The organism is Paucidesulfovibrio longus DSM 6739 (assembly GCF_000420485.1).
In the GTDB taxonomy this organism is placed as follows: domain Bacteria; phylum Desulfobacterota; class Desulfovibrionia; order Desulfovibrionales; family Desulfovibrionaceae; genus Paucidesulfovibrio; species Paucidesulfovibrio longus.
This window is the reverse complement of the sequence record NZ_ATVA01000018.1, coordinates 24010-43363: the sequence shown is the minus strand read 5'-3', so window position 1 is coordinate 43363 and position 19354 is coordinate 24010. Positions and strand designations below refer to the sequence as shown.

Sequence of the window (19354 nt, the reverse complement as noted above, 5' to 3'; positions counted from 1 at the left end):
GGGCCTGTTATCGGCCCGGTTTATCTCTCCAAAAGCTCGCCGATTCGCTCTTCCATCCGCCTTCGGGAGGCTTCCGACTCAAGATAGTCATCCGCCAGCCCGAGGGCAACGCACGCGAGCAGCTTATCTTTGCTGATGCTGCCACCGCTCTTGCTCAAGCTGTTCACTCGCTCTTCAAGCAGGGCCTTGGCGGCTTCGATGCGGTCCGCTTCAGCGTCGGTCCGGAAGGTAACTTCCAGACCGCACAGGGACAGGGAATAGCGCGGCATGGCATGTCCCCTTATCCGGACTGTCCCTCGATCCGCTCCAGGAGGCGTTCGATGCGTTCCCGCACCTGCCGCCTGTTGTCGGTTTCCTGCTCGACCAGTGCCTTCAGGCGTTGGTTTTCTTCTTCCAACGCGCTGATTTTGCTTAGCATCTCGTCAAACTTGCTTTCCAGCCGAGCAATGATTTCCATGTTTCCGTAATATCCGGTTCCTTTTCGAAAATCAAGAGTCCCCGCGCTTGCGGGCGATATTGGCCTGTCGGCCCCTGGCCACGGCCAGATTTCCGTCCGGAACATCCTTGGTGATCACGGAACCGGCGCCCACGAGCGCGTTCTCGCCCACGGTCACCGGGGCCACCAGCGCGGAATTGGAGCCGATGAAGGCCCCGTCCTTGATGGTGGTCTGAAATTTATTCCTGCCGTCGTAGTTGCAGGTGATGGTGCCCGCGCCCACGTTGACCCCCGCGCCGATCACGGCGTCACCGAGGTAGGTGAGATGGCTGACCTTGGAGCCCTTGCCGATGCTCGCCTTCTTGACCTCGCAGAAGTTGCCCACCTTGGCCTGCTCCGCGAGCACCGCGCCCGGACGAAGCCGGGCATACGGACCGACCACGCAGTCCTCGCCCACTTCGGCCTGTTCCAGGTGCGAAAACGCGCGCACCACGGCCCCGGCAGCGATCCGGCTGTCCTTGATCCAGGTGTTGGACTGGACCACGGCGCCGTTGGCCACATGCGTCTTGCCGTACAGCTCGAAAGGCCCGTACAACTCCGCGCCCGGCTCCAGCACCACGTCGGGACCGATGGTGGCGCTTTCGGGCGCGTGGATGATCACGCCCTTGTCCAGCCACTGGGAAACGATCTTCTTGCGCAGGCTGAATTCGGCCTGGACCAGCTCCTTCGGCGAGTTCACGCCCATGAGGTTCGGGTCCGCGCCGCAGTTGTAGCCCATGACCACCCGGCCCCGCTTCACGCCCAGGTCCACGAGGTCGGTGATGTAATATTCGCCGCTCTTGTTCTCGTTGGTCAGCTCGCCGATCAGCTCGCGCACGGCGGCCAGGCGCAGCAGGTAGATGCCCGCGTTGACCTCGCCCGTGGCCGGGCCGTGTTCCGCGATGCTGTAATCCTTGGCCTCGACGATGGCCTGGACGTGGCCCTCCTTGCGGATCACGCGGCCGAACGCGCCCGGATCCTTGAGGGTGATGGTCATGAAGGCCACGTCGGCCTGCATGTCGCGGCTCATGGACTGGAGAAAGCCGGCCAGCGGCGCGCCGCCGATGAGCGGGGTGTCCCCGTTGACCACGAAGACGCTTTCGCATCCCATGCGGTCCAGCTCGTCCATGGACTCCATGAGGGCGTGCCCCGTGCCGAGCTGGCGCTCCTGGACGATGAATCCGTCGCGCCAATTCGGAAACCGCGCGGCGACCTCGTCGCGGCCGTGGCCGACCACGGTCCGCACGCTCTTGCCGAACAGCGGCTCAAGCGCCTCGTAGACGTAATGGAGCATGGGCTCGCCGAGCAGCTCCTGCAAAACCTTGGGCCGCGGGGAATGCATGCGGGTTCCCTTGCCCGCCGCCAGCACAAGCGCGGCGATATTGCTGTCGAACACGGACTTCACTCCTTTTTGGGTGAAACTGTCGCCGATGACGTAGCTTGTCCTCGCGCGCATGGCAAGCCCGTCCAAAGGAAAGGGGCGAACCGGTCGACCGGTTCGCCCCTTGTTAAGGCGTATTGATGCGTAGCCAGAAGACTAGCAGGTGCCGGAGCGGGAACCGCTCTCGCGGCAGCTCATGCGAGCGACCGCGCGGCGAAGGGCAGCCTGGTTGCGTGCCCAATCCACGTTCTCCTTGGCCTTGGCCGAGCGCTGCTCAGCGCGTTCGCGGGCCTTGCGGGCGCGATCGATGTCGATCTCGGACGCCAATTCCGCGACTTCGGCCAGCACCGTCATCTTGGTCCCGCTCACTTCGGCGAACCCGCCGGCCACGAAGACGTAGAACGTCTTGCCGCCGATCTTGTAGTACAGGTTGCCGATGCCCAGAGCGGAGAGGAAGGGAATGTGGTTCGGCAATACGCCGAACTCGCCGAGAGCACCGGGCGCTCCCACATATTCCACGTCCTCGGACAGCACTTTCCGATCGGGCGTGACGATTTCCAGAAGGATGGTATTAGCCATGACCACCTCTTCTAGTTGTTCTTGGCGTTTTCGACCGCCTCTTCGATGCCGCCGCACATGTAGAAGGCCTGCTCGGGCAGGTCGTCGTACTTGCCGTCAATGATGTCGCGGAAGGAGCGGATGGTGTCCTCCAGCTTGACGTACTTGCCGGGACGGCCCGTGAAGGCCTCCGCCACGTGGAACGGCTGAGACAGGAAACGCTGGGTCTTGCGTGCGCGAGACACGATCAGCTTGTCCTCGTCGGAGAGCTCGTCCATACCCAGAATGGCGATGATGTCCTGGAGCTCCTTGTACTTCTGAAGCACCTGCTGGACCTCGCGGGCGGTGAAGTAATGCTCTTCACCAAGGACCAGCGGGTCGAGGATGCGGGAAGTGGAGTCCAGCGGGTCCACCGCGGGGTAGATGCCGAGCTCGGCGATCTGACGCGAGAGAACCAGGGTGCCGTCAAGGTGCGAGAAGGTCGTGGCCGGCGCGGGGTCGGTAAGGTCGTCCGCGGGGACGTACACGGCCTGGACCGAGGTGATGGAACCCTTGTTGGTGGAGGTGATGCGCTCCTGCAGGCCGCCGAGGTCGGTGCCCAGGGTCGGCTGGTAGCCAACCGCGGAGGGCATGCGTCCGAGCAGAGCGGACACTTCCGAACCCGCCTGGGTGAAGCGGAAGATGTTGTCGATGAAGAGCAGCACGTCCTGGCCTTCCTCGTCGCGGAAGTATTCCGCACAGGTCAGACCGGTCAGGGCGACGCGGGCGCGGGCTCCCGGAGGCTCGTTCATCTGGCCGTAAACCAACGCGGCTTTCTCCAGAATGCCGGCGTCCTTGAACTCGTGGTAGAGGTCGTTGCCCTCACGGGTACGCTCACCGACACCGGCGAACACGGACAGACCGCCGTGCTGCTTGGCGATGTTGTTGATCATCTCCATGAGAATAACGGTCTTGCCCACGCCGGCGCCGCCGAAGAGGCCCATCTTTCCGCCCTTGGGGAAGGGGATCAAGAGGTCCACGACCTTGATGCCGGTTTCAAGCAGTTCGACCTTGGTGGACTGCTCGGTGAAGCTGGGGGCCGGACGGTGAATGGAGAGGTGCTTCTTGGCGTTGACCGGTCCAAGCTCGTCCACAGGGCGGCCGACGACGTTGATGATACGTCCGAGGGATTCCTTGCCCACCGGCACGGAGATGGGAGCACCGGTGTCGGTGGCTTCCATGCCGCGAACCAGACCTTCAGTGGCGTCCATGGCGATGGTACGCACGACGTTGTTGCCCAGATGCTGGGCGACTTCGCAGATCAGGTCGGGAGCGTCCGTGTTGTTCGGGTTCTTGATGTCAAGCGCATTCAAGATGTTGGGCAGGTTGCCTTCAGGAAATTCCACGTCGACAACCGCGCCGATTACCTGCACGATTTTTCCAACGTTGCTCATTGATCTTCCCCTTCTTTATCCTTTGAGCGCTTCAGCGCCGCCGACGATGTCCATGAGTTCCGTGGTGATAGCCGCCTGGCGCGTCTTGTTGAAAAGAAGCGTCAAAGACAGGGTCATATCATCACAAGCCTTGGTCGCATTGTCCATGGCAGCCATACGCGCAGCATGCTCGGAAGCAGAGGTGTCCAAGAGGCCACGATAGACCTGGACTTTGATGAACCGCGGAAGCAGTTCGGCCAGCAAGCCCTCGACCGAAGGCTCGTAGATGTATTCCTGCGCGGCGGGAGCTTCCTCGGCGACGGCCTGCTCGGGAGCAAGGGGCAGCAGCGGAAGAGCCACCGGCTCCTGCCTGCCCATGCTGATGAGCTCGCCGTAGACGAGGTGGACTTCGTCGAGTTCGCCCTGGATGTAGGCATCAATGATCATGTTGCCCACTTCCATGCCGAGCGTGAAATCGAAGCTGCCCATCGCATCGCGATAGCCCTTGACGATTTCATACTCCAGCTTGCGAACCGCATCGTTGCCCTTTTTGCCGACGCAGTAGAACTTGACCTCTTTGCCCTCGGCCTTCTTCTGGGCCGCCAGCTTCAGTCCCGCCTTGATCAGGTTGGCGTTGAAGCTGCCGCACAGGCCGCGGTCGGAGGTTGCCAATACGATGCCGCAGGTCTTGACCTCTTCGCGCACCTCGAGAAGAGGATGCACGGAGGGATCGGCCCCGCCGGCCAGTTCGCGCAGCATCTCATAGAACTTCGCAGCGTAGGGGCGGAATCTTTCGATCCGCTCCTGCGCCTTGCGCAGCTTCGCCGAGGCCACCATGTTCATGGCCTTGGTGATCTGCTTCGTCTTTTTGACGCTGGCGATCTTGTTTTGTACGTCCCTAAGTGATGCCATAAGTCACCTCCCAGGGTTAAGCGCGAAAGCCTTTCTTGAACTCGTCGATAGCTTCACCAAGTTTCTTCATCAGATCGTCGTCAAGCTTCTGCTTTTCCTTGATCTCAGCCAGGATGGACGCCTTGGAGTTGCGCATGAACTCCAGCAGTTCGGCCTCGAACTTGCGGATGGCCTCGACGGGCACGGTGTCCATGTAGCCCTTGGCGCCGGCGAAGATGGAGGTCACCTGCTCCTGGACTTCCAGGGGCTGGTACTGGGGCTGCTTGAGCAGCTCGACCATGCGGGCGCCGCGGTTCAGCTTCTGCTGGGTGGCCTTGTCCAGGTCGGAACCGAACTGGGCGAAGGCGGCCAGCTCGCGGTACTGGGCGAGGTCGAGACGAAGGGTACCGGCGACCTGCTTCATGGCCTTGATCTGGGCCGCGCCGCCGACTCGGGAGACCGAGAGGCCGACGTTGATGGCGGGGCGCACACCGGCGTTGAACAGGTTCGGCTCCAGGTAGATCTGGCCGTCGGTGATGGAGATGACGTTGGTCGGGATGTACGCGGAGACGTCGCCGGCCTGGGTCTCGATCACGGGCAGAGCGGTCAGGGAACCCGCACCGTACTTGTCGTCCATCTTCGCGGCACGCTCCAGCAAGCGGGAGTGGAGGTAGAAGACGTCGCCGGGGAAAGCCTCACGTCCCGGAGGACGGCGAAGCAGCAGGGACATCTGGCGGTAAGCGACAGCCTGCTTGGAAAGGTCATCGTAGACGATGAGGGCGTGCTTGCCGTTGTCGCGGTAGAACTCGGCCATGGCGCAGCCGGAGTAGGCGGCGATGAACTGGAGCGGCGCGGGCTCGGAAGCCGTGGCGGAGATGATGGTGGTGTATTCCATGGCGCCGTGCTTGCGCAGGATGTCGGCCACCAGGGCGACGGACGCTTTCTTCTGGCCGATGGCCACGTAGAAGCAGTGCACGTCGGTGTTCTTCTGGGCCAGGATGGCGTCGATGCCGATGGCGGTCTTGCCGACCTGACGGTCGCCGATGATCAGCTCGCGCTGGCCGCGGCCGACCGGGGTCATGGCGTCGACGGCCTTGAGGCCGGTGTAGCAGGGCTCGTGGACCGACTTCCGGGGGATGATGCCGGGGGCCTTGAGCTCGACCGGGCGCAGTTCGGTGGACTCCAACGGTCCCAGTCCGTCGATGGGCTGGCCGAGGGGGTTCAGAACGCGGCCCATGACGCCGTCGCCGACGGGCACGGAGAAGATCTGACCGGTCCGCTTGACCGTGTCGCCTTCCTTGATCTGGGTGTCTTCGCCGAGCAGCGCGACACCGACGTTGTCTTCTTCCAGGTTGAGGACCATGCCCATGACGCCGCCGGGGAACTCCAGCAGCTCCATGGCCATGGCGTTCTCGACGCCGTGGACACGGGCGATGCCGTCACCGACGTACAGGACGGTACCAGTCTCGCTCATCTCGACTCGAGACTGGTAGTTTTGGATTTGATCCTCAATGATCTTGCTAATTTCTTCTGCTTTGATTTGCATGGCCCTACTCACCCCTTTTGATCTGTTCTTTCAAAATGTCGAGCTGAGCGCGGAGGCTCGCGTCCAGCACTTTGTCGCCAACTTTGAGCACGACGCCGCCGAGGATATCCGCATCGGTGGCGAAATCCAGATCGAGTTTCTTGCCGGTCTGCTTTTCCAGCTTGTCGGTGAGCTCCTTCTTGCGGCCGTCGGAGAGCTCAAACGCGGTCACCAGGGAACCGGCGATGACGCCGTTTTCCTGGTCGAGCATGCTCTGGAAATCTTCGGCGATACAAGGCAGGACATCCACCCGGTCCTTGTCGGCCAGCAGATCGCAAAAGTTTTGCATCATCTGTCCGACAGCGACCTTTTCCGCGAGCTTTTTCAGAACCGATTTCTTTTCTTCGGCGCTGAAGGCGGGGTTCTTGAAGAACGAGAACGCCTCGGGCGAACCGTCGAGAACACCGGCGAGCGCGGACAACTCCTTGCCGAACGCGTCAAGCGCTTCTCCGCCGGACTTCTGTCCCACGGCGAAAAGAGCTTTGGCGTATCTGCGAGCTACAACGTTCCCGGTCAATTGAGCACCACCTTTGTTAAGTATTCGTCCACAAGACGCTCATGGTCCTTTTCGGAAAGCTGCTGCTTGACCATCGTCGCAGCCGCGTCCGCCACGAGCTCGGCCATTTCACCGCGCATCTTGTCGATGGCGGCCTTGGCTTCGTTCTCGGCGGTGCGCTTGGCCTGTTCCTTCATGGACTCGGCGTCGCGCTCGGCCTTCTCGATGATGGCGACCTTGAGGGCTTCGCCCTGCTTCTTGGCCTCGTCGAGGATTTTCTGCTTTTCCTGGTTGAGGTTGGCGATGCCGCGCTCGACGCCCTTGAGCTTCTCTTCGGCTTCGGCTTTGCGAACCTCGAGGCTGTTCAGCTCTTCGCGGATTTCGCCCTTGCGTCCGCCGAAGAAAGCCTTCAGCTTGCTGCCGGCAGCCCACCAGATGATGCCGATGAAGATCACCAGGTTGGCGACGCGAGCAGCAAAGTTGCCCCAGGGGATGCCGTGAGCCTCCGCATGACCTCCCTCGTGCGCTGCTTCAGCCGCTTCTGCGCCGGCGCCCGTGGCGTATGCGACGCCAACAAGTCCCAGCACGAAGGCGGCGACCAACGCCCAGAGTGCGAACCGTCTCAATTTCAAAACGAACCCCTCCTTACCGTCTGTTATGCCTGGCCAAGAATCTTGTTCGTGGCCTTCTGCGCGTAGCCGTCAACGCTCTTCTTCAGCGCGTCCATGGCGCTGTTCGTCTCGGCCTCGATCTTCGCCTCGGCCTCGCGCAGCGTGGCTGCGGCCTGAGCACCGGCGGCGGACATGATCTCCTGCTCCTTGGCGGAGCCTTCACCCTTGAGCTGGCTGCGGATTTCCATGCCGTCCTTGCGGGCGGCGTCCAGAGCGGCTTCATAGTCCTTGAGCTTGGTCTCGGCCTCGGAGGTGAACTTTTCGATGCCGCCCATCTGCTCGGCCATCAACTCCTTGCGCTTCTGAATGATGCCGCGGATGGGTTTGATGAGAACCCAGTTCAGCAGGATCAGCATCAGCACGAAGTTGACGAATTGGATGAAGATTGATTTATCAGGTATAACCATACGCTCTCCCCCGACTGAGGTTGTGAAATTTGGGTCAAAGTGCTTGCGCTTTATCTCACTTTGCCGAGGCTGTCAAAGGCTTTTTCAGAAAAGCCCAAGGCAGCAATGCCACTAACCGTACGAAATGATGACAGAAAATGGGATGAAAGAGAAGCTCAGCTCTCGGAGCTGGAAGGAAGCGCGTCCAGCGACCCCATGGTCAGACGACCTTCCAGAACCGCACCCTCGTCCATGATGAGCACAGGAGTGCGGATGTCGCCCTTCATGTCGGCGGTCTTCTTCAGGGAAACCTTCTGCCGCGCCTCCACCTCGCCGGTCAGCCTGCCGGAAAGCACCAGCTGGCCCACCAGAATGGTACCCTCGACCACGGCGTCCTTGCCGATGACCAGGGTGCCGTCCGACTCCACTTCACCCGTGAAGGTGCCGTCGATGCGGACCGAGCCCTGAAAGTTCAGCTTGCCGTGATAGTTGGTCCCCGCCCCGAGAAAGGCGTTGATCTCGTCCTTGGCCATCTCTCTCCTCCTCTCCCCTGCCTGATCCCGTTTAGACCTTCTTGAACAGGAACCTGCGCATGGAAACGTTCAGTACGAGCCCCACCAGACAGAAGTTCACCAGGGTGGCGCTGCCCCCATAACTCAAGAATGGCAGGGGGATGCCCACCACCGGCATCAGCCCTAGCACCATACCCATATTTATGAGGATTTGCCAGAAGAAATAGAAGAACACTCCTGCGGCGAGGTAGCTCCCGAAAAGGTCTTTGGCGTCGCGCGCGACCAGGGCGATCTGGTAGAGAAAGGCGCAGAACAGGCTGAGCAGCACCATGGACCCGACGAAGCCCCACTCCTCGGAAAAGACCGCCAGGGCGAAGTCCGTGTGCTTTTCCGGCAGGAAGCGGTAGTGGCTCTGGGTGCCGCCGAGAAAGCCCTTGCCCCAGAGCTCGCCGGAGCCGACCGCGATCTCGGACTGGAGCTTGTGGTAGCCCGCGCCCTTGGGGTCGCTCTCCGGGTTCAGGAAGGAGACGATCCTGCGCTTCTGGTAGTCGTGGAGCGCGAACCAGGCCAGGGGCAGGGTGGCGGGCACGGCCACGATGAGCGTTCGCAATACGCGGGACGTCAGCCCCCTGTAGAGGATCATGCCGCCCAGGATCAGGAACACGCTCAGGCCGGAGCCGAGGTCCGGCTGCTTGATGACCAGGATCACGGGCAGGCAGCAGACGCCGAAAATGCCCCCCAGCTGGAGAAAGTCGAGCTTGCCCGTGTCGCGCGAGAGCAGCCGCGCGCCCAGGATGAGCACGCTGATCTTGGCCATTTCGCTGGGCTGGAAGTGCATGAAGCCGAGATCAATCCAGCGCCGAGCGCCGTAGATGGTCTTGCCGAAAAAGAACACGGCCACGAGCATGACCACCGTGAGCCAGAACAGGGGCCAGGCCGCGGTCTTGAGGTGGCGGTAGTCCACGAGCATGAACACGGCCATGCACGGCAGCCCCATGAGACCCCAGATGAGCTGCTTGCGGAAGTAGGGGTCCACGTTGAGCCCTTCTTCCATGCGAAACCCGCTGGCGGAATAGAGATTGAGGACGCCCAGGAAGAAAAGCACCGCGGTGACGCCGACCAGCGGCCAGTTGATGGAGAGAAGAAACTTGCGATCCATGCGCCTCGCCCGCCCTTTACATTTTATATTGCGTCATTTCCCCGCGCCCTTGGGCGTCTGGGGGAAGAGATAGTCCATGCAGGCCTTGACCACGGGACCGGCCCCGGAGGAACCGTGCAGGCCGTGCTCGACCATGACGACCACGGCGTAGCGGCGTCCGTCCTTTTCCCCGAAACCGGCCATCCAGGCGTGGTCCCGGAGCTTGTACGGAATGTCTTCGTCCTTGAGGGCCTTGAGTTCGTCCGTGAGCCGGGCCACCTGGGCCGTGCCGGTCTTGGCCCCGACCACGGCTCCGGGCGTGCGCGCCCGCCAGCAGGTGCCGGAGGGGTCTTCCACGGTGCGGACCATGGCGTCCTTGATCAGCTCCCGCTCATGCGCGTTCAGGGGGATCTGGGTCTGCACCTCGGGTTCGGCGCTCGCCAGGAGCTGCGGCTTGAGCAGCTTGCCGCCGTTGATCAGCGCGGCGATGTAGCGCGCCACCTGGAGCGGGGTGACCAGGGTGTAGCCCTGGCCGATGGCGAAGTTGAGATCCTCGCCCTTTTGCCAGCGTTCGCCGAAGGTCTTCAGCTTCCATTCGCGCGTGGGGATGTTTCCGCCCTTCTCGTGCGGCAGGTCGATGCCCGTGGGCTTGCCGAACCCGCAGGCGAAGGAAAAGGCGCTGATGCGGTCCACGCCGAGCTTCATGCCCAGGCGGTAGAAATACACGTCGCAGGACTCGACCAGGGCGCGCCGCAGGTTCACGTTGCCGTGGCCGCCCCGCCGCCAGCAGCGGAAGACGTGGCTGCCGAGGCTGAGCGAGCCCGGACAGAACACCGTCTCGCTGGGGTTGAGCATGTCCTCCTTGAGCCCGCACCCGGCCATGACCAGCTTGAAGACCGAGCCCGGCGGATAGGCCGACTGGGTCACGCGGTTCAGGAGCGGGTGCTGGGGGTCGTCGGAAAGCTTGCGCCACTCCTCGGAGGAGATGCCCCCGGCGAAATGGTTGGCGTCGAAGGTCGGGGCGCTGAGCAGGGCGAGCACCTGCCCGCTGTCCGCGTCCATGACCACGACCACGCCCTCCTTCCCGGCCATGGCCTCGTGCACGAGGCTCTGGAGCTTGAGATCGATGGCGAGCGTCACGTCCTCGCCCGCGTTGGGCGGCAGGGTGTTGACCTCGGCCATGCGCCGGCCCGTGACGTCCACCTCGAACTCGCGCACGCCCTTGATGCCGCGCAGGCGGGTTTCCAGCACCTTTTCCAGGCCGAGCTTGCCCACGTTGTCGCCGAGGGAGAGGCCGTCGTCGTTGTCCAGTTCGGACTCGTTGGCCTCGGCCACGTAGCCGAGCACGTGGCAGAACAGGTCGCCGTAGCTGTAGTTGCGGCGGGAGCGGACCAGGATTTCCAGGCCGGGCCAGCGCAGCTTGTGCGCCTCGACCTCGGCCACCTCCTTGAACCCCAGGTCCTGGCTGAGGATCAGCGGCTCGAAGGGCTTCACCTTGCCGCGTCCCTTGCGGTAGACCTCGGCGAGCTTGGCCCGGTCCAGGCCGGTCCAGCGGCTGACCGCGTCCAGGGTGGCCTCCACGTCGTGGCAGTCCTCGCGCACGAGCCCCAGGGCGTAGGCGGGCTCGTTGGTGGCCAGCAGCTCGCCGCCGCGCGCGCGGATCAGCCCCCGCGGCGCGTAGACGTGCTCGCGGCGGAGCTGGTTGGCCTTGGCCTTGCGGGCGAACTCCTGCCCCTCGTGGACCTGAAGATACCAGAAACGCAGCGTGAAGACGCAGAAAACGCCCAGGATCAGCAGCTGCAGAAGCAGCAGGCCGTGGCGGGGGGGCTCTTTTTCATGAGGACTAAGCAGTCCGCTCATCTTCTTTCAAACGCTCCGGGAAGGACTTGTGGATGAAGAACCAGAAGGCCGGGAAGACCACGCCTTGGGCCACGGACTCCCAAACCACGTGATGCAGGGAAAAATTCATGCCCTCGAGACGGATCAGGGAGAAGGTCAGGGAAAAATGCAGCCAGCCGAGAAACGCGCCCAGAAGGATGACCAGCCCCACGCTGCGGGGGTCGAAAAAGCGGCGGCCCAGTTGATAGGCCAGGACGAGCGTGCCGTACCAGGCCAGGGAGTAGCCGAAGCCCAGGCTGCCCATGCCGTCCTGCAGCAGCACGGCCGCGAGCAGCAGCCAGACCGAGCTGCGCCACCAGCGCTCCTCCTGCATGCTGACCACCAGGGCCGGGGCCAGGAAGTCCAGTCCGGGGAAGAAATACTGGAGCCAGATCGCCAGGAGGCAATACAGCGCCCACCAGACGAAGCCGAACACGTCACATGCCTCCGGGCTCGGGGGAGGCGGGACGCATGACCAGGGCCTCCTCCAGCTCGCCCGCGTCCACGAGCGGGGTCGCGGTCACGTCCAGGAACAGCGACAGCTCGGAACGCTCCACCCTGGTGATCACGGCCACGGGCATTCCCTTGGGATAGATGCCCGCCAGTCCGGAAGAAATCAGCAGTTCGCCCGGCTGGAGGTCGGCGTTGATGTTCATGTAGCGCACGGCGAGATCCTTGCCCGGACCGCGGCCGAAGGCCACGCCCTTGGTGCGGTGCTCCTGGCCGACCACGGCCACGGCGCTGTTCACGTCCGTGAGCAGCATGACCTGGGAGACGGTGACGCCCGCCTTGAGCACCCGCCCGACCACGCCCTTGGTGGTGACCACGGGCATGTCCTCGGTGATGCCGCTGAAAAGTCCCTTGTCGATCATCACGGTTTCGAGGGCGGCCGCCGGACCCATGCGGTGGGCGACCACGCGCACGCCTTCCGTGACCCAGTCCTTGGGCGGATGGAAGCGCAGGAGCCGCTCCAGCCTCCGGGTGGCCACGGCCTGCTCGCGCAGGGCCACGTTCTCCAGGGCGATGCGGTCCAGCTCGCCGCGCAGGCGTTCGTTCTCGCGCTCCACGCCCACGAGAAAGGCATATCGGTGCCAATACTCGGAAGCCTCGTCCGCAATCCAGCGCCCCGGTTGCAGCACCCAGCCCGTGACCTCCAGCCCCGTGGCGGAGGTCAGCGCGTCCAGGTGACCGGTGCGCAGGTTCCAGGTGTAGAGGGCCAGATAGACGAACAGACCGGCCAGAGCGATCACTGCGAGCCGTTTGGGCTTCACCTCTCTAGTCCGTGCAGATCTCGCGGTAGAGTTCGATGTTGTCCAGCGCGCGGCCGGAGCCCAGGACAACGGCGGTGAGCGGATCGTCCACCACGGTGATGGGCAGCTGGGTCTCGTGCTGGAGCAGGGCGTCCAGGCCGTTGAGCAGCGCGCCGCCGCCCGTGAGCACGATGCCCCGGTCCACGATGTCCGCGGCCAGCTCCGGCGGGGTCTGTTCCAGGGCGATGCGCACGCCCTGCACGATGCCGTCCACCTGCTCGGCGATGGCTTCGCGCACTTCCTCGTCGTTGATGCTGCGGTTCTGCGGAATGCCCGTGACCAGGTCGCGTCCCTTGATTTCCATCTCGCGCGGGCCGTCCACGGGGTAGGCCGAGCCCACCGTCATCTTGATGATCTCCGCCGTGGATTCGCCGATGAGCATGTTGTACTTGCGCTTGACGTACTGCATGATGGCTTCGTCCATCTTGTCGCCGCCGATGCGCACGCTCTTGGCGTAGACGATGCCGGAAAGGGAGATGACCGCGATCTCCGTGGTGCCGCCGCCGATGTCCACGACCATGTTCGAGGTCGGTTCGGTGATGGGCAGGTCCGCGCCGATGGCCGCGGCCATGGGCTCCTCGATGAGGTAGACCTCGCGCGCGCCGGCGGACTGGGCCGACTCCTTGACCGCGCGCTTTTCCACCTGGGTGATGCCGGTGGGCACGCAGATCATGATGCGCGGGCGCACGAGCCGCCGCGAGTTGTGCACCTTGGAAATGAAGTGCCGGAGCATGGCCTCGGTGACCTCGAAGTCGGCGATGACGCCGTCCTTCATGGGCCGGATGGCCACGATGTTTCCGGGGGTGCGGCCGAGCATCTTCTTGGCCTCCGCGCCCACGGCGAGCACGGTCTTTCCTCCGCGCGCGTCCTTCTTGACGGCGACCACGGACGGCTCGGACAGCAGCACGCCCTTTCCCTTGACGTATACCAGCGTGTTGGCCGTTCCCAGGTCGATGGCGAGATCAGTGGAGAACGAGCCCACGAGCTTGTCGAAAATCTTCATGTTTGTTTGCTTCCCCTGCGAGGTAAACGGATGTCGTCGCCCAGGCTGGACATGCGCGCCTTCGCGTGCCACAAGCGATCATGCAAGTGACCTAACAGAAGAAACCTTGGGGGGCAACAACCTCCCCAGCATTGCCCGCAAGTCGGCCCCTCGGCGCCCCCGCGCAATCGCAGCGGAAAACCCGGAACGCACCGCCCTGCGGCGAGCGCGCCCAAGCCCGAAACAGCACCCCGCATGACCCAGGAACGCCCCTACAACGCCCTCTCCGGCCATCTTCGCAAACGTTTCGGCGAACGCGTGCAAAAGATTCCCCTGGACGCGGGTTTTTCCTGCCCGAACCGCGACGGCACCCTCTCCCGCGCGGGCTGCGCCTTCTGCAACGCCAACGGTTCCGGCTCCGGCCTGCTCGGCCAGGGCCTGGACCTTGCCGCCCAGTGGGACCACTGGCGCGCGCGGCTGGCCAAGAAATACAAGGCCCGGCTCTTTCTGGCCTATCTCCAGTCCTTTTCCAACACCCACGGCCCTCTGGAGCGCTTGCGGACCGTCCTGGCCGAACTGGAGGCCCTGCCCGGCAGGGTCGGCCTCTGCATCGGCACCCGGCCCGACTGCCTGGATCCGGAAAAGCTCGACCTGCTCGCGGCCCTGCCCGGAGAAACCTGGCTCGACCTCGGCCTGCAAAGCTGCCGCGACGAAACCCTGCGACGCATCAACCGGGGGCACGACGCGGCCTGCTTCGCCCGCGCGGCCGAGAGCGCGGCCCGCCGGGGGATCAAGGTCTGCGCCCACCTCATCGCGGGCCTGCCCGGAGAATCGGCCGACGACTTTCTCGCGGGCATCGACTTTCTGAACGCCCTGCCCGTTTGCGGAATAAAACTGCACAATCTCTACGTCTGCGAGGGCACGCCTCTGGCCGCCGAGTACCGGGCCGGGCGATACGCCCCGCCCGAACGCGACGAATACGTGCGCGCGGTCTGCGAGGCCCTGGCGCGCCTGCGGCCCGACATCGTGATCCACCGGCTCACGGGCGACGCCGCTCCCGGCGAACTGCTCGCCCCGGATTGGGCCGCGCGCAAGCAGGCGCTGCTCGCCGCCGTCCACGACCGCCTCGCCCGGCTCGAGATCAGCCAGGGCTGCCGGATCGCAGGCTGACGCCGCACGGGCGGAGAACCGGATTCCCAAGGGGCGTGCGCCCGGACCGCCGGAGACGACCCTGGCCGGAGCGCCGGAACACGGCTTTGCCTCCGGGCGGAAAACGCTTATCTTCAAACCAGGAGGACGATCCATGAGCGCAAAACGTCATCGCATTGAGCGCACCGAATCCGTGGAGGCGGGAAAACTGCGGCTGACCCTGGTCCACGACGCCGACAAGATAAGCGGAATCGAGCTTTCCTGGGCCACGGGCGCCGGTCCGGACCCGGACCTTTCCCCCCTGGGGAGCGCCGTGCAGGCGGCCCTGGAGCGCTACGTGCGCGGCGAGGAACCCCGCTGGCCGGACCTGCCCCTGGACTGGAACAGCCTCTCGCCCTTTACGGCGCGAGTCTTGCGCACGCTGGCGGAGAAGGTGCCGCAGGGACGCACCGCGAGCTACGGCGAGCTGGCGCGCATGGCGGACAGCCCGAACGGCGCGCGGGCCACGGGCCGCGCCCTGGGCGCGAATCCCTGGCCCCTGGTGGTGCCCTGCCACCGCGTGGTCGCGGCCAACGGAGCGCTCACGGGCTTCACGAACCCCTGCGGCCTGGAAATGAAGGCTTATTTGCTGGATTTGGAAGCGCGGGCGAGCGAACGGGCGTAATCGCCGAAGTCGAGATCCTCGCGCAGGATGTGGGTGCGCAGCCAGTCCGCCAGAAAGAGGAACACGTCCACTTTCTTGTCCTGGCCCATCGAGGGCCGCTCCAGCTCGGCCACGCGCCGGAGGAACTCCTTGTGCATGAAGGCGTGCTCCGCAAAGGACGCATAGCCCAGGCTGCGCATATGGTCCTCCTCCAGGGCGAAGTGGTCCATGGCGTAGGATTTCATGTCCCGGACCAGGGATGCGGCGACATTCCGGTCCTCTTCGCCGCCCTCGTCCATCACCGCCCGGTAGGCGGCGTCGATGAGGCGCACGAGATCCTTGTGCTGCTCGTCGAGGGTTTCCACCCCGACGCTCATGTCTTCGGTCCATTCTATGATCGGCAAACCGCATACCCCCTCGTCCCAATATTGAATATGCACGGAAGCGGGTCGCCAGGCAACCCTACCTGTTGCCGCCGCGTCGAAAAACAGCGGCGGGCCCGGAGTGTTCCCCCCCAGGCCCGCCGGATCGCGGATCAACGCATGGACGAAGGCTACTTCGAAAGCTTTCTTTGCAGCCTGGCCCGCAGGAAGATGGCCACCAGGTTCATGCCCAGGACCAGGGCGATGAGCACCAGGGCCGTGCCGTACTGCAGGGGCCGGGTCTGTTCGATGTTCGTTCCGGCCGTGGCCAGCACGTAGATGTGGTAGGGCAGGGCCATGACGTCGTCGAAGATGCTCTGCGGCATGTCCGGCGTGGAGAAGACCGCGGCCGTGAACATGATCGCGGCGGTTTCGCCCGCCGCGCGGGAGAGCGAGAGAATCGAGCCCGTGAGGATGCCGGGCAGGGCCGCGGGCAGGACCACGCGGTAGATGGTCTGCCATTTGGTCGCGCCCAGGCCCAGGGAGGCTTCCCGGTAGGTGTCGGGCACGGAACGCATGGCCTCCTCGGTGGTGCCGATGACCACGGGCAGGGTCAGCGCGCCCAGGGTCAGCGCGCCCGCGGCGATGGACACGCCGAGCTGCATGACCGTGACGAACAGCCCCAGGCCGAAGAGGCCGAAGACCACCGAGGGCACGCCCGCGAGGTTGTTGATGCCGATGCGGATGACGCGCAGCAGCTTGCCGGGCCGGGCGTACTCGTTGAGATAGATCGCCGAGGCCACGCCCAGGGGCAGGGCCACGACCATGGAACTGATGGCCAGCAGGAAGGTGCCCACGATGCAGGGCAGGATGCCGCCCTCGGTCATGGAGTTGCGCGGCTGCTGCGAGAGGAATTCCCAGGTGATGGCGGGCAGGCCGTTGTAGAGCAGGAAGCCGAGGATGATGGCCAGGCCCAGTCCGCAGACTCCGGCCGCGGATTTGAACAGCCCGAAGGTCACGGCCTCCACGACCTTGCGCTTCTTGTTGCGCTTTTCGGCCAGATCCAGAATGGCCGCGATGTCTTGTGCGGTTTGCTGCATTGTCTGCTTCCTCCTAGAGCGTGGCCGCGCCGACCTGCTTGTACTTGTTGGCGATGTGGTCCGCGATCACGTTGAAGACCATGGTGAACAGGAAGAGCACGATGCCGATGGCGAAGAGCGCGTGGTAGTGGTCGCTGCCGAGCGGGGCCTCGCCCATCTCCGCCGCGATGGAGGACGGCATGGGCCGGACCGGGTCGAAGATGGAGTCCGGGATCATGCCCGCTCCGCCCGCGACCATGAGCACGACCATGGTTTCGCCGATGGCCCGGGACATGCCCAGGATGACCGCCGTGCTGATGCCGGAAAGCGAAGCCGGAACCACGACCTTCCAGATCGTCTCGCAGTGGGTCGCGCCCAGGGCCAGGGAGGCTTCCTTGAGCTCCAGGGGCACGGCGTAGATGGCGTCCTCGGACACGGAGGTGATGGTCGGCACGGACATGAAGGCCAGCATCAGCGAGGCGTTGAACATGTTCAGGCCGGTGTTGATGTCGAAGGTGTTCTGCAGGAAGGGCGCGACCACGACCATGCCGAAGAAGCCGATGACGACCGAGGGCAGCGACGCGAGCAGCTCGATGATGGGCTTGACGATGTTGCGCACGCGCAGGGACGCGATTTCCGCGAGGTAGAGCGCGGTCATGACGCCGAGCGGAATGGCGATGGCCGAGGAAAGCACCGTGACGGAGAGCGAGCCGATGATCAGCGGGAAGATGCCGAATTCGGGATCGTCGTCCGTGGGGTACCAGCCCAGCCCGAAAAGAAAGTCCGAGATGCCGACATGCTTGAAGATGGGCAGCCCCTCGATGAAGAGGAAGACCATGATCAGGCCGAGGATGATGATCGAGGTCAGGGCCGTGGCGAAGAACACGCCCTGGATCAGCTTGTCGCGGGTGCGGCGCTGGAGCCGCAAGGCCCGCAGCGTCCCCGTGAGCACGCTGAAGAAGGCGAAGATGCCCGCGAAGACGTACCAGAGGGTGGCCCGCGACTCCATGCGTTCCTGCAGGAAGCGGTCGAGGAAGTCGAGCCCGCCCTGCATGAGCTGGGCGCCCTTGCCCTGGCGGCGGAGCTTTGCGCCCCGTTCGGTGATGTCCTTGGAAATATTGCTCAGTTCCTGGAGCGCGTCGTTCAGGGCCGCCTGATTCTGGTCCGCTCCGCCCATGCGGGTGTCCATCTCCTCGGTAAAGGCGAAGGTGACGTAGCGTTCCATCTCCTTGAGCGCGGTGGCCATGCTGTCGTCGGGCAGAGCGCGGCCCCGGCCCATCTCGATCTGCTGGGCAAAGACACGTTCGACGCTGTCGGGCTGCGCCTTTTCATGGCCCCAGAAGGCCAGAAAAGCCGCGACCAGAAGTCCGGCGACGATGTAGATGTTGGTCCTGTCCACGGAGCGGTACCTCTTTGATTCTTGGGAACAGGCCCGCCGGAACAGCCTCTTGCGAAGCGGTTCCGGCGGACGTTTTCACACGTAACGCCTTGACGTTTGGTTACTTGACCGGGATGAAGCCCTGCTTGGCGGCCATCTCCTGACCAGTGGGGCTCATCAGGAAGTCGATGACGGTCTTGGTGTCGCCGGTGGGCTGGCCCGCGGTGTAGAGGTTCAGGCCGCGCGAGATGGGGTAGGAGCCGTCCATGGCGGTCTTGACGCCGGCGTGCACGCCGTCCACGGGCAGGGCCTTCAGCTCGGAGTTGACGTAGGCCAGGCCGACGTAGCCGATGGCCTGCTCGTTCTTGGAAACGGCCTGGGCCACGGCGCCGTTGGAAGCCAGCAGGGAAGCGCCGGGGAAGACCTTGTTCTTGCCGCCGTCGGAATGCATGATCTTATCCTTCCAGCAGTCGTAGGTGCCGGAGGAGGTGTCGCGGGAGATGACCACGATCTCGGCGTCCTTGCCGCCCAGTTCCTTCCAGTTGGTGATCTTGCCGGAGTAGATGGCGAGCAGCTGGGGAATGGTGATCTCGGAGACGGGGTTGTTCGGGTGGACGACGGGCACGATGCAGTCGTAGGCCACGACGAACTGGACCGGGGTGCGGCCGTTGGCCTTGGCGGCCTCGATTTCCTTCTCCTTGATGTCGCGGGACATCATGCCGATGTCGGTGGTGCCGTCGATGAGCGCCTTGGCGCCGTTGGAGGAGCCGCCGCCGGAAAGGGAGATCTGGATGCCCAGGTCGGGATTGGAGTTGAAGTGGTCGGTGACCGCCTGCATCAGGGGCAGCACGGTTGTGGAGCCTTTGACTTCGACTTTGCCGGCGTAGGCCGTGGAAACCATCATGGCGAACACGGCGACGAGCATAAGAAGCTTCTTCATTAAAAATTCCTCCGAGAATGGTTGAAGCGTTGAAAACGAAATGACGAATTGATGTCGAGGCTGGGTTTTACCAGCGAGGAGTTACGAACACGTTACGGCCAGGAAAAAGGTCGGTGACACGACAAGAA

At 64.0% G+C, this 19354-nt stretch carries 22 protein-coding genes; 2 read left to right on the top strand and 20 right to left on the bottom strand.

The genetic code is table 11. From position 1 onward, the window contains the following. Positions 1-20 precede the first annotated feature (20 nt). The 16 genes from G452_RS0115830 to G452_RS0115755 form a co-directional block, all read right to left on the bottom strand. Positions 21-269 carry a cell division protein ZapA gene (locus G452_RS0115830; RefSeq protein ID WP_022663245.1) on the bottom strand — a complete coding sequence of 83 codons (249 nt, stop codon included), beginning with the start codon at positions 267-269 and terminating at the stop codon, positions 21-23. An 11-nt stretch (positions 270-280) separates the two neighbouring features. Next, entirely contained in the window at positions 281-457 is a 177-nt protein-coding gene (locus tag G452_RS21760) for a hypothetical protein (protein ID WP_022663244.1), read from the bottom strand. 31 nt (positions 458-488) lie between these two features. Then, positions 489-1871, bottom strand: coding sequence for a bifunctional UDP-N-acetylglucosamine diphosphorylase/glucosamine-1-phosphate N-acetyltransferase GlmU (gene glmU, locus G452_RS0115820; RefSeq protein ID WP_027189334.1), 1383 nt, complete (start codon positions 1869-1871; stop codon positions 489-491). 141 nt (positions 1872-2012) lie between these two features. Next, positions 2013-2435, bottom strand: a complete 423-nt coding sequence (locus G452_RS0115815; RefSeq protein WP_022663242.1) for a F0F1 ATP synthase subunit epsilon — start codon at positions 2433-2435, stop codon at positions 2013-2015. 11 nt (positions 2436-2446) lie between these two features. Then, positions 2447-3847: a F0F1 ATP synthase subunit beta gene (gene atpD / locus G452_RS0115810; RefSeq protein ID WP_022663241.1), complete on the bottom strand. Its 1401-nt coding sequence runs from the start codon at positions 3845-3847 to the stop codon at positions 2447-2449. 15 nt (positions 3848-3862) lie between these two features. Next, positions 3863-4738, bottom strand: coding sequence for a F0F1 ATP synthase subunit gamma (locus G452_RS0115805; protein WP_022663240.1), 876 nt, complete (start codon positions 4736-4738; stop codon positions 3863-3865). 16 nt (positions 4739-4754) lie between these two features. Then, the gene (gene atpA, locus G452_RS0115800) at positions 4755-6263 is read right to left on the bottom strand and encodes a F0F1 ATP synthase subunit alpha (protein ID WP_022663239.1); all 1509 of its coding nucleotides are present in this window, start codon (positions 6261-6263) and stop codon (positions 4755-4757) included. 4 nt (positions 6264-6267) lie between these two features. Beyond that, positions 6268-6819 carry a F0F1 ATP synthase subunit delta gene (locus G452_RS0115795; protein ID WP_022663238.1) on the bottom strand — a complete coding sequence of 184 codons (552 nt, stop codon included), beginning with the start codon at positions 6817-6819 and terminating at the stop codon, positions 6268-6270. After that, a complete protein-coding gene (locus tag G452_RS0115790; protein ID WP_040368818.1) occupies positions 6816-7424 on the bottom strand; it encodes a F0F1 ATP synthase subunit B family protein in 609 nt (202 codons plus the stop codon). Before G452_RS0115790 ends, G452_RS0115795 begins: the two co-directional genes overlap by 4 nt. 29 nt (positions 7425-7453) lie before the next feature. After that, positions 7454-7876, bottom strand: a complete 423-nt coding sequence (locus G452_RS0115785) for an ATP synthase F0 subunit B (RefSeq protein WP_022663236.1) — start codon at positions 7874-7876, stop codon at positions 7454-7456. A gap of 155 nt (positions 7877-8031) precedes the next feature. Next, positions 8032-8388 (bottom strand): bactofilin family protein, encoded by a 357-nt coding sequence (locus G452_RS0115780; protein ID WP_022663235.1) that lies wholly within the window; start codon positions 8386-8388, stop codon positions 8032-8034. A gap of 31 nt (positions 8389-8419) precedes the next feature. Further along, positions 8420-9526 (bottom strand): rod shape-determining protein RodA, encoded by a 1107-nt coding sequence (gene rodA / locus G452_RS0115775; protein WP_022663234.1) that lies wholly within the window; start codon positions 9524-9526, stop codon positions 8420-8422. 33 nt (positions 9527-9559) lie between these two features. Continuing rightward, entirely contained in the window at positions 9560-11365 is a 1806-nt protein-coding gene (gene mrdA, locus G452_RS0115770; protein ID WP_022663233.1) for a penicillin-binding protein 2, read from the bottom strand. Beyond that, on the bottom strand, positions 11349-11819 hold the full coding sequence (locus tag G452_RS0115765) for a hypothetical protein (RefSeq protein ID WP_022663232.1): 471 nt from the start codon (positions 11817-11819) through the stop codon (positions 11349-11351). Before G452_RS0115765 ends, mrdA begins: the two co-directional genes overlap by 17 nt. A gap of 1 nt (position 11820) precedes the next feature. Beyond that, positions 11821-12654 carry a rod shape-determining protein MreC gene (gene mreC, locus G452_RS19955; protein WP_022663231.1) on the bottom strand — a complete coding sequence of 278 codons (834 nt, stop codon included), beginning with the start codon at positions 12652-12654 and terminating at the stop codon, positions 11821-11823. A gap of 4 nt (positions 12655-12658) precedes the next feature. Beyond that, a complete protein-coding gene (locus G452_RS0115755; protein WP_022663230.1) occupies positions 12659-13696 on the bottom strand; it encodes a rod shape-determining protein in 1038 nt (345 codons plus the stop codon). 234 nt (positions 13697-13930) lie between these two features. Here G452_RS0115755 and G452_RS19950 point away from each other — a divergent pair, with 234 nt between their 5' ends. After that, positions 13931-14845 (top strand): TIGR01212 family radical SAM protein, encoded by a 915-nt coding sequence (locus tag G452_RS19950; protein WP_022663229.1) that lies wholly within the window; start codon positions 13931-13933, stop codon positions 14843-14845. Positions 14846-14978: 133 nt separating this feature from the next. Further along, positions 14979-15488: a methylated-DNA--[protein]-cysteine S-methyltransferase gene (locus tag G452_RS0115745; RefSeq protein WP_022663228.1), complete on the top strand. Its 510-nt coding sequence runs from the start codon at positions 14979-14981 to the stop codon at positions 15486-15488. Here the strand turns inward: G452_RS0115745 and G452_RS19945 are convergent. The 4 genes from G452_RS19945 to G452_RS0115725 form a co-directional block, all read right to left on the bottom strand. Next, positions 15446-15871 carry a bacteriohemerythrin gene (locus G452_RS19945; RefSeq protein ID WP_155887779.1) on the bottom strand — a complete coding sequence of 142 codons (426 nt, stop codon included), beginning with the start codon at positions 15869-15871 and terminating at the stop codon, positions 15446-15448. The genes G452_RS0115745 and G452_RS19945 overlap by 43 nt on opposite strands. A gap of 149 nt (positions 15872-16020) precedes the next feature. Beyond that, positions 16021-16929 carry a phosphate ABC transporter permease PstA gene (gene pstA, locus G452_RS0115735; RefSeq protein WP_022663226.1) on the bottom strand — a complete coding sequence of 303 codons (909 nt, stop codon included), beginning with the start codon at positions 16927-16929 and terminating at the stop codon, positions 16021-16023. 13 nt (positions 16930-16942) lie between these two features. Further along, on the bottom strand, positions 16943-17836 hold the full coding sequence (gene pstC, locus G452_RS0115730; RefSeq protein ID WP_027189332.1) for a phosphate ABC transporter permease subunit PstC: 894 nt from the start codon (positions 17834-17836) through the stop codon (positions 16943-16945). A 571-nt stretch (positions 17837-18407) separates the two neighbouring features. Continuing rightward, complete coding sequence (locus G452_RS0115725) at positions 18408-19226, bottom strand: PstS family phosphate ABC transporter substrate-binding protein (RefSeq protein ID WP_022663224.1); 819 nt, start codon at positions 19224-19226, stop codon at positions 18408-18410. Positions 19227-19354 lie beyond the last annotated feature (128 nt).

Bases quoted from the DNA above. Each gene is read 5' to 3' on its own strand.
- G452_RS0115815 (WP_022663242.1), bottom strand. From the start codon at position 2,435: ATGGCTAATACCATCCTTCTGGAAATCGTCACGCCCGATCGGAAAGTG.
- G452_RS19950 (WP_022663229.1), top strand. From the start codon at position 13,931: ATGACCCAGGAACGCCCCTACAACGCCCTCTCCGGCCATCTTCGCAAA.
- G452_RS21760 (WP_022663244.1), bottom strand. From the start codon at position 457: ATGGAAATCATTGCTCGGCTGGAAAGCAAGTTTGACGAGATGCTAAGC.
- G452_RS0115745 (WP_022663228.1), top strand. From the start codon at position 14,979: ATGAGCGCAAAACGTCATCGCATTGAGCGCACCGAATCCGTGGAGGCG.
- G452_RS0115830 (WP_022663245.1), bottom strand. From the start codon at position 269: ATGCCGCGCTATTCCCTGTCCCTGTGCGGTCTGGAAGTTACCTTCCGG.
- pstA (WP_022663226.1), bottom strand. From the start codon at position 16,929: ATGCAGCAAACCGCACAAGACATCGCGGCCATTCTGGATCTGGCCGAA.
- G452_RS0115725 (WP_022663224.1), bottom strand. From the start codon at position 19,226: ATGAAGAAGCTTCTTATGCTCGTCGCCGTGTTCGCCATGATGGTTTCC.
- G452_RS0115755 (WP_022663230.1), bottom strand. From the start codon at position 13,696: ATGAAGATTTTCGACAAGCTCGTGGGCTCGTTCTCCACTGATCTCGCC.
- G452_RS0115780 (WP_022663235.1), bottom strand. From the start codon at position 8,388: ATGGCCAAGGACGAGATCAACGCCTTTCTCGGGGCGGGGACCAACTAT.
- G452_RS0115805 (WP_022663240.1), bottom strand. From the start codon at position 4,738: ATGGCATCACTTAGGGACGTACAAAACAAGATCGCCAGCGTCAAAAAG.
- atpD (WP_022663241.1), bottom strand. From the start codon at position 3,847: ATGAGCAACGTTGGAAAAATCGTGCAGGTAATCGGCGCGGTTGTCGAC.
- G452_RS0115785 (WP_022663236.1), bottom strand. From the start codon at position 7,876: ATGGTTATACCTGATAAATCAATCTTCATCCAATTCGTCAACTTCGTG.
- rodA (WP_022663234.1), bottom strand. From the start codon at position 9,526: ATGGATCGCAAGTTTCTTCTCTCCATCAACTGGCCGCTGGTCGGCGTC.
- atpA (WP_022663239.1), bottom strand. From the start codon at position 6,263: ATGCAAATCAAAGCAGAAGAAATTAGCAAGATCATTGAGGATCAAATC.
- mrdA (WP_022663233.1), bottom strand. From the start codon at position 11,365: ATGAGCGGACTGCTTAGTCCTCATGAAAAAGAGCCCCCCCGCCACGGC.